This is a genomic window from Actinoplanes sp. NPDC026623 (assembly GCF_040638275.1).
Taxonomy (GTDB): Bacteria; Actinomycetota; Actinomycetes; order Mycobacteriales; family Micromonosporaceae; genus Actinoplanes.
Genome location: NZ_JBEZXZ010000100.1, coordinates 24,858 through 31,527, shown reverse-complemented (window position 1 = coordinate 31,527; position 6,670 = coordinate 24,858). Strand labels below are relative to the sequence as shown.

The window sequence follows — 6,670 nt, the reverse complement described above, 5'->3', positions numbered from 1 at the left end:
GGCGGCCGCGGCCGCCGCCCGCCGGATGGGCATGCCGGGCGTCGCGGCGTCGGCGTCGGCCCTGGCCGAGGAGACCGCGGGGGTACGCGCCGGAGCGGGCGCGCTGACCGCCCGGGAGCGCGAGATCGCCTTCCTCGTCGCCGACGGCCTCGCCAACCGGGCCATCGCGGCGATGCTGGTGCTCTCCGAGCGCACGGTGGAGACCCACGTGCGCAACCTGCTGGCGAAGCTCGGGCTGAGCAACCGGACCCAGGTGGCCTCGTGGGTACGTACCGTTTCTCAGCGGTAGCACTGAGTGCGCCGGGTGCCGGTGCGGCGAGGCTCGGGGGCATGACACTTCACCTGGACACCGAGGTTCGGCCCGGCACCTACCGCATCGACCCGCGCGCCTCGTCCGTGCGGTTCACGGCCACCCACGTCTTCGGCCTCAAGCCGGTCGACGGCACCTTCGCCATCCGCGCCGGCACGGTGGTGGTGGCCGCGAGACCGGAGCAGTCGACGGCCTCCGCCGAGCTGGACTCGGCCAGCTTCACCACCGACGACAAGCGGCGGGACAAGGACGTCCGGGGCCGGCGCTTCCTGGCCGCGGACGCGTACCCGGTGATCGGGTTCCGCAGCACGGGCCTGACCCGTACGGAAGACGGCTGGCGGCTGACCGGCGTGCTCGGCGTGCGCGGCGGTTCCGCCCCGATGGTCCTGGAGGTGGTGGACGCCGCGCCGGCCGGCGACGGTTACCGGTTCCGGGCGACGGCGCTTGTCGATCGGGTGGCCGCGGGCGTGACCGCGGGCCGCGCGATCATCGGCCGGCAGGTCCGGGTGACCGTCGAGTGCCGGGTGGTGCCCGGCGGCGCGGGGTGATCCGCGCGACACCCGGGCCATGACACGGAGAAGCCCGCCACGGTCAAGCCGTGGCGGGCTTCCGACGTTCGATCTCGGTCAGCGGGCCGCGCGGCTGCGTGCCGAGAAGGCGGCCGCGCCGCCGCTCGACGACTGGCTGGTGTGCACCGCGGTGGAACCGGCACCGCCGCGGCGCCCGCGGGCCCCGCCCTGCGCGTGGCCGCCCTGCGAGTGACCGCCCTGGGTCCGGGCGCCGCCGCCCTGGCCACGGCCGCCGGCCCGGGCGGGCTGCTCGCCGGTGCGGGATCCGCCCGCGGCCCGGGTGGCTCCGGCGGTCCGGGTGCCGGCCGGGTGGCTCGTCCCGCGGGGGCGCCGCGAACGGCCACCGCCACCGCCGCCGGTGGACTCGGACTCCGGCTCGGCCACCGGGGAGACCGGCGCGCTGAACGTGCGCTCGCCCGGCGCCAGCTGCGCGAGCAGGGCGTCTCCCGGGCGGGCCTTCGACGTGGTCGGCTTGATGCCCGCCTTGCGGGTCAGGTCGCGCACGTCACTCTGCTGGTCGTCGGTCATCAGCGTGATGACCGTGCCCTGCGCGCCGGCCCGCGCCGTACGGCCGGAGCGGTGCAGGTAGGCCTTGTGCTCGACCGGCGGGTCGGCGTGGATGACAAGCGCGATGTCGTCGACGTGGATGCCGCGGGCCGCGATGTCCGTCGCCACCAGCGTCTGCGCGCTGCCGTCGGAGAACGCCGACAGGTTGCGGTTGCGGGCGTTCTGCGCCAGGTTTCCGTGCAGCTCCACCGCGGGCACGCCCGCCTGGACCAGCTGACGGGTGAGCGTCTTCGCCCGGCGCTTGGTGCGGGTGAAGATGACCGTGCGGCCCGGCGCCGCCACCAGGTCGACGAGCACGGGGAAGCGGTCGTCGTGGCGCACGTGCAGCACGTGGTGCGCCATCTCGATCGGCGCCTCGGCCGCGGAGTCGACGTGGTGCGTGACCGGCTTGTGCATGAAGCGCTTGACCAGCACGTCCACGCCGCCGTCCAGCGTCGCGGAGAAGAGCATGCGCTGGCCCTCGCGGGGCGTCGCGTCCATCAGCCGGCGGACCACCGGCAGGAAGCCGAGGTCGGCCATGTGGTCGGCCTCGTCCAGCACGGTGATCTCGACCGAGTCGAGGCTGGCGTAACCCTGCTGCAGGTGGTCGGCGAGCCGGCCGGGGCAGGCGACGAGCACGTCGACGCCGGCCTTGAGGCCGCGGATCTGCGGGTTGGCGCCGACGCCGCCGAAGACGGTGAGGGTGCGCAGGCCGAGCCCCTCGGCGAGCGGGGCGAGGGTCGCCTCGATCTGGGTGGCGAGCTCGCGGGTCGGCGCCAGGATCAGCGCGCGGGGCCGCATCGGGCGGCGGGGGGCCTTGCTCTCGGCGAGCCGGGCGAGGACGGGCAGCACGAAGGCGTACGTCTTGCCGGAGCCGGTGCGGCCGCGGCCGAGCACGTCGCGCCCGGCGAGCGAGTCGGGCAGCGTGGCGGCCTGGATCGGGAAGGGGGAGGTGATGCCGCGGGCGGCAAGGGCCGCGGCGAGCTGGGTGGGCACGCCGAGGTCGGTGAACGAGGACATGTAGGTGTGAACTCCGAAGTTTGAAGGGGTCGTCCTGCCCGGCGCAGACCTACACGGTCGCGGCGCGTGGTGGTCGATCCAAAGGCGGCCCGAGGCAGAACTGGGCGGGCCGCGAGATCAAGTGTACGCGGTGATCCGCTGCAACCTCGCTGCACCCGTGTGTGACCTGTCCTGCACCCGCGGACGGCGACCTTTCTCCTCAGTGCCGGACTCCCCCCGCCGGCCGGGTGCTGCGAGGAGTGACCCCCATGAGCGGAGATCTTGTCTTCGACCGTCGTCGCGAGGACGTCGTACGTGCGCACATGCCGCTCGTCGGCCACCTGGTGCGGGAGATGCTCGCCCGGGTGCCCGCCCACGTGAATCGCGACGACCTGCTCTCCGCGGGGTACGCCGCCCTGGTGGCGGCCGCCCGTGGATTCGACGACGAGCGCGGCGTTCCGTTCGCCCGCTTCGCCGCCGCCCGGGTACGGGGCGCGCTGCTGGACGAGCTGCGCGGCCTGGACTGGGCCAGCCGTTCGGTGCGCCAGCGGGCCCGGCGCACCGACAGCGCCCGCCAGGAGCTGACCGCCGAGCTGGGCCGGATGCCGTCCGCCACCGAGGTGGCCGCCCGGCTGGGCTGTTCGGTCGAGGATGTCGAGTCGGCCGATGACGACGTGCAGCGCGCGGTGGTGTTCAGCCTGCAGGGCTTCGCCACCGCCGGCGCGGACGACATGGTGACCGAGCCGAGCGCCGGCCCGGAGGAGATCCTGATCCGCCGGGAGCGGCTGGGCTACCTGCGGCACGCCGTCGATGTGCTGCCGGAGCGGCTGCGCGCGGTCATCACCGGCTACTTCTTCGACGAGCGCCCGATGGCGCAGATCGCGGTCGAGCTCGGGGTGACCGAGTCGCGGGTGTCACAGCTGCGCGCGGAGGCGCTGACGCTGCTGAAGGACGGCCTCAACACGCACCTGGACCCGGCACTGGCGGCCGAGAGCCCGGCCAAGGAGGGCTGCGTCGCCCGGCGCCGGTCGGCCTACTTCGACGAGATCGCCACGCGCGGCGACCTGCGGGACCGGCTCGCGGTCACCCGCGTGGACGGGCTGCCGGTGCCGGTGGCCGCCTGAGGCCGGCCACGATGGACCGGCCTCAGGCAAGGGTTTACGCGTTGGCGCAGGTGCCGGCCTTCTTCTGGGCCGCGATCGCCTTGTCGGCGCCCTTGGCGTAGACGGCCAGGCCCTCCTTGGCGGGCTCGAGCTTCCAGCCGTCGGCCTCGTAGACCATGGTGTAGGACTGCGCCGCGACCAACTGCTTCGCGATCACGATCGCGCGGTCGGGGCCGTCCATGCGTGCGCTGGTGAGCTGGATGGCGAGTCCCTTGCGGGAGCAGGCGGTGTTCAGCTTGACGTAGTCTTCCTTGCTGATGGCCTTCTTGCCGGCCGCGGTGTACAACTCCCAGGCGCCGGCGAAGTCGCCGCCGCTGAAGCGGTCGAACACGGTCTGCGCGGCTGCCTTGGCACCCTCGATGGTCTTGGCCTCGGGACCGGCGGGTGCTGCCGCGGCGGCGTTGCCCGCGGGGGCGTCGGCCTTGTCGTCGGAGCAGGCGGCGGTGAAGGTGAGTGCGGCGGCGGCGATGATCGCCAGCGCGCCGAAGCGTCGGAACGGGTGGCTGCGGTTCATGCACCGCTTAATGTCGATGTGCCGCTCGGCGTAACGGGCGAGGGGCCGTGGTGACGGATTCCTTACACTTGCCCGGCCGGCCCGTAACCCTGGTGACCGTGTCGCCGCTCGACATAGACATCGGCTATTCTGAGCGTTTCCATAGGACGAAAAAAGCCACCTCAAAGGGTGGCTGACCTCGGAATGCTACCACAACAAGGAGTAGCTTTGTCAAGCTCCGCCGGCAGTACGGAAACACTGCGGAACGACGACATCGAGTCTGAAAAGGCCTACCTCGCGACGCTCTACGCCCGCCTCGACCTGCTGCGTGAGCAGGCCGACGAGCGGCTGCGGGCGATTCTGCTCGAGGCGGGAGGCACGCCGCAGGGCCGCTCCCAGCGGGAGGCGACCCGAAGCCACTGGGCCGAACAACTCGCCCAGATGAATGCGGTCGAGAATGGTCTGTGTTTCGGCCGCCTCGACTTCGCCGCCGACAATCCGCGTTACATCGGCCGGATCGGGCTCTTCGCCGAGGACCGCGGGCAGGATCCGCTGCTCGTCGACTGGCGGGCCCCCGCGGCCCGGGCGTTCTACCTCGCCACCGCAGTGTCCCCCGAGGGGGTGACCCGCCGGCGCCACCTGCGTACCCGGGGCCGCGAGCTGACCGGCATCGACGACGAGGTGCTGGACCTGGCGGCCGGCGCGGCCGGCGGCCGGGAGGACGTCACCGGCGAGGCCGCGCTGCTCTCCGCGCTGACCGCGCACCGCACCGGGCGCATGCGCGACATCGTCGAGACGATCCAGACCGAGCAGGACGAGGTGATCCGCGCCACGCTGCCGGGCGTCCTCGTGGTGCAGGGCGGGCCCGGCACCGGCAAGACCGCCGTGGCGCTGCACCGCGCCGCCTACCTGCTCTACACCTACCGCGCCCAGCTCACCAAGCAGGGCGTGCTCATCCTCGGGCCGAACGCGACGTTCCTGCGCTACATCTCACAGGTGCTGCCCTCGCTCGCCGAGACCGGTGTGTTGCTCGCCACCCTCGGCGACATGTTCCCGGGGGTGACCGCCCGGGGCGCCGAGGCGCCGGCCGCGGCCGCGCTCAAGGGCCGCACGGACATGCTGGAGGTGCTCGCCGCCGCGGTCGCCGACCGGCAGGAGGTGCCGGACGACTACGTCGAGGTCGATCACGACGGCTTCCCGCTGCGCATCGAGCGGGCGGTCTGCGAGGACGCCCGCGCCGAGGCCCGCAGCGCCGAGCGCCCGCACAACCTGGCCCGGTCGATCTTCGTGACCGCGGTCATACACACCCTGTCGCTGCAGATCGCCGAGCGCATCGGCGCCGACCCGCTCGGCGGCGACAACCTGCTCGAGGAGGCCGACCTCGCCGAGACCCGCCGCGAGCTGCGCGAGGACGCGGACGTGCAGGCCGCCCTCTTCGACCTGTGGCCGATCCTCACCCCGCGGCAGGTGCTGCGCGATCTGCTCAGCGACGCCGGCCGGCTGGCCTCGGCCGCGCCCGGGCTCACCGACGAGGAGCGCGGGCTGCTGCTGCGCGACCGCGGGGCCGGCTGGACGCCTGCCGACGTGCCGCTGCTCGACGAGCTGGCCGAGCTGCTCGGCGTCGACGACACCCTGCGGGCCCGGGCCGTGGCCCGCGAGCGCGAGCAGGCGATCGAGTACGCCGAGGGCGTGCTCGAGATCGTCGAGGGTTCCCGCTCGCTCGACTTCGAGGACGAGGAGGAGGAGGTGCTCTCCGCGATCGACGTCGTCGACGCGAGCGCCTTCGTCGAGCGCCACGAGGTGATCGACACCCGGACCGCGGCGGAGCGCGCGGCCGCGGACCGCAACTGGGTCTTCGGCCACGTGATCGTCGACGAGGCGCAGGAGCTGTCGCCGATGGCCTGGCGGCTGCTCATGCGCCGCTGCCCGAGCCGGTCGATGACCGTGGTCGGCGACGTGGCGCAGACCGGCGAGCTGGCCGGGACCACCACCTGGGAGCAGGTCTTCGAGCCGTATGTCGCCCAGCGCTGGCGGCTGGCCGAGCTCACCGTCAACTACCGCACCCCGGCGGAGGTGATGACGGTGGCCGCGGACGTGCTCGCCGCGGTCGACCCGTCGCTGCGGCCGCCGCGGTCGGTGCGGGAGGCCGGCGTTGAGCCGTGGGCGGCCCGGGTGCGGCCCGGCGCGCTGGCCACGGACCTGATCACCGCGGTACGCCGGGAGGCGGCCCGCGTGGCGGGCGGGCGCGTCGGGGTCCTGGTGCCGGCGGCGCTCGAGGACGCGCTCGGCCGCGAGCTGACCGCCGCGATCCCGGAGGCGGCGGTGGGCGAGCAGCCCGACCTGCTCAACCACATCGTGCTGATGACGGTGCGGCAGGCGAAGGGCCTGGAGTTCGACAGCGTGCTCGTGGTCGAGCCGGACCAGATCGTCGCCGAGAGCCCGCGCGGCCTGAGCGACCTCTACGTGGCGGTGACCCGTTCGACCCTCGCGCTCGGCGTGCTGCACACCGCCGACCTGCCGAAGGTCCTCAACGCCCTGGCCTGACGGGCACGAAAAGGGCCGGCGCGATCGCGCCGGCCCTGCATCGTCT

The 6,670-nt window shown here is 73.6% G+C and carries 6 protein-coding genes; 4 read left to right on the top strand and 2 right to left on the bottom strand.

Annotation, left to right across the window (positions count from 1 at the left end):
- The coding region (locus tag AB0F10_RS26385; RefSeq protein WP_360630355.1) for a LuxR C-terminal-related transcriptional regulator at window positions 1-289 on the top strand (289 nt) is incomplete at its 5' end.
- A 41-nt stretch (window positions 290-330) separates the two neighbouring features.
- Complete coding sequence (locus AB0F10_RS26380) at window positions 331-858, top strand: YceI family protein (protein ID WP_360630352.1); 528 nt, start codon at window positions 331-333, stop codon at window positions 856-858.
- A gap of 78 nt (window positions 859-936) precedes the next feature.
- Here AB0F10_RS26380 and AB0F10_RS26375 read toward each other — a convergent pair whose 3' ends face one another.
- A complete protein-coding gene (locus tag AB0F10_RS26375; protein WP_360630349.1) occupies window positions 937-2,445 on the bottom strand; it encodes a DEAD/DEAH box helicase in 1,509 nt (502 codons plus the stop codon).
- Between the two features lie 248 nt (window positions 2,446-2,693).
- Between AB0F10_RS26375 and AB0F10_RS26370 the strand changes: the two genes are divergently transcribed.
- Window positions 2,694-3,548 (top strand): sigma-70 family RNA polymerase sigma factor, encoded by an 855-nt coding sequence (locus AB0F10_RS26370; protein ID WP_360630346.1) that lies wholly within the window; start codon window positions 2,694-2,696, stop codon window positions 3,546-3,548.
- A 34-nt stretch (window positions 3,549-3,582) separates the two neighbouring features.
- Here the strand turns inward: AB0F10_RS26370 and AB0F10_RS26365 are convergent, their stop codons facing one another.
- Window positions 3,583-4,101: a hypothetical protein gene (locus AB0F10_RS26365; RefSeq protein WP_360630343.1), complete on the bottom strand. Its 519-nt coding sequence runs from the start codon at window positions 4,099-4,101 to the stop codon at window positions 3,583-3,585.
- A gap of 183 nt (window positions 4,102-4,284) precedes the next feature.
- On the opposite strand from AB0F10_RS26365, the gene AB0F10_RS26360 reads away from it, so the two are divergent.
- The gene (locus AB0F10_RS26360; protein WP_360630364.1) at window positions 4,285-6,624 is read left to right on the top strand and encodes an ATP-binding domain-containing protein; all 2,340 of its coding nucleotides are present in this window, start codon (window positions 4,285-4,287) and stop codon (window positions 6,622-6,624) included.
- Window positions 6,625-6,670: the final 46 nt, after the last annotated feature.

Bases quoted from the DNA above. Each gene is read 5' to 3' on its own strand.
- AB0F10_RS26380 (WP_360630352.1), top strand. From the start codon at position 331: ATGACACTTCACCTGGACACCGAGGTTCGGCCCGGCACCTACCGCATC.
- AB0F10_RS26375 (WP_360630349.1), bottom strand. From the start codon at position 2,445: ATGTCCTCGTTCACCGACCTCGGCGTGCCCACCCAGCTCGCCGCGGCC.
- AB0F10_RS26370 (WP_360630346.1), top strand. From the start codon at position 2,694: ATGAGCGGAGATCTTGTCTTCGACCGTCGTCGCGAGGACGTCGTACGT.
- AB0F10_RS26365 (WP_360630343.1), bottom strand. From the start codon at position 4,101: ATGAACCGCAGCCACCCGTTCCGACGCTTCGGCGCGCTGGCGATCATC.
- AB0F10_RS26360 (WP_360630364.1), top strand. From the start codon at position 4,285: ATGCTACCACAACAAGGAGTAGCTTTGTCAAGCTCCGCCGGCAGTACG.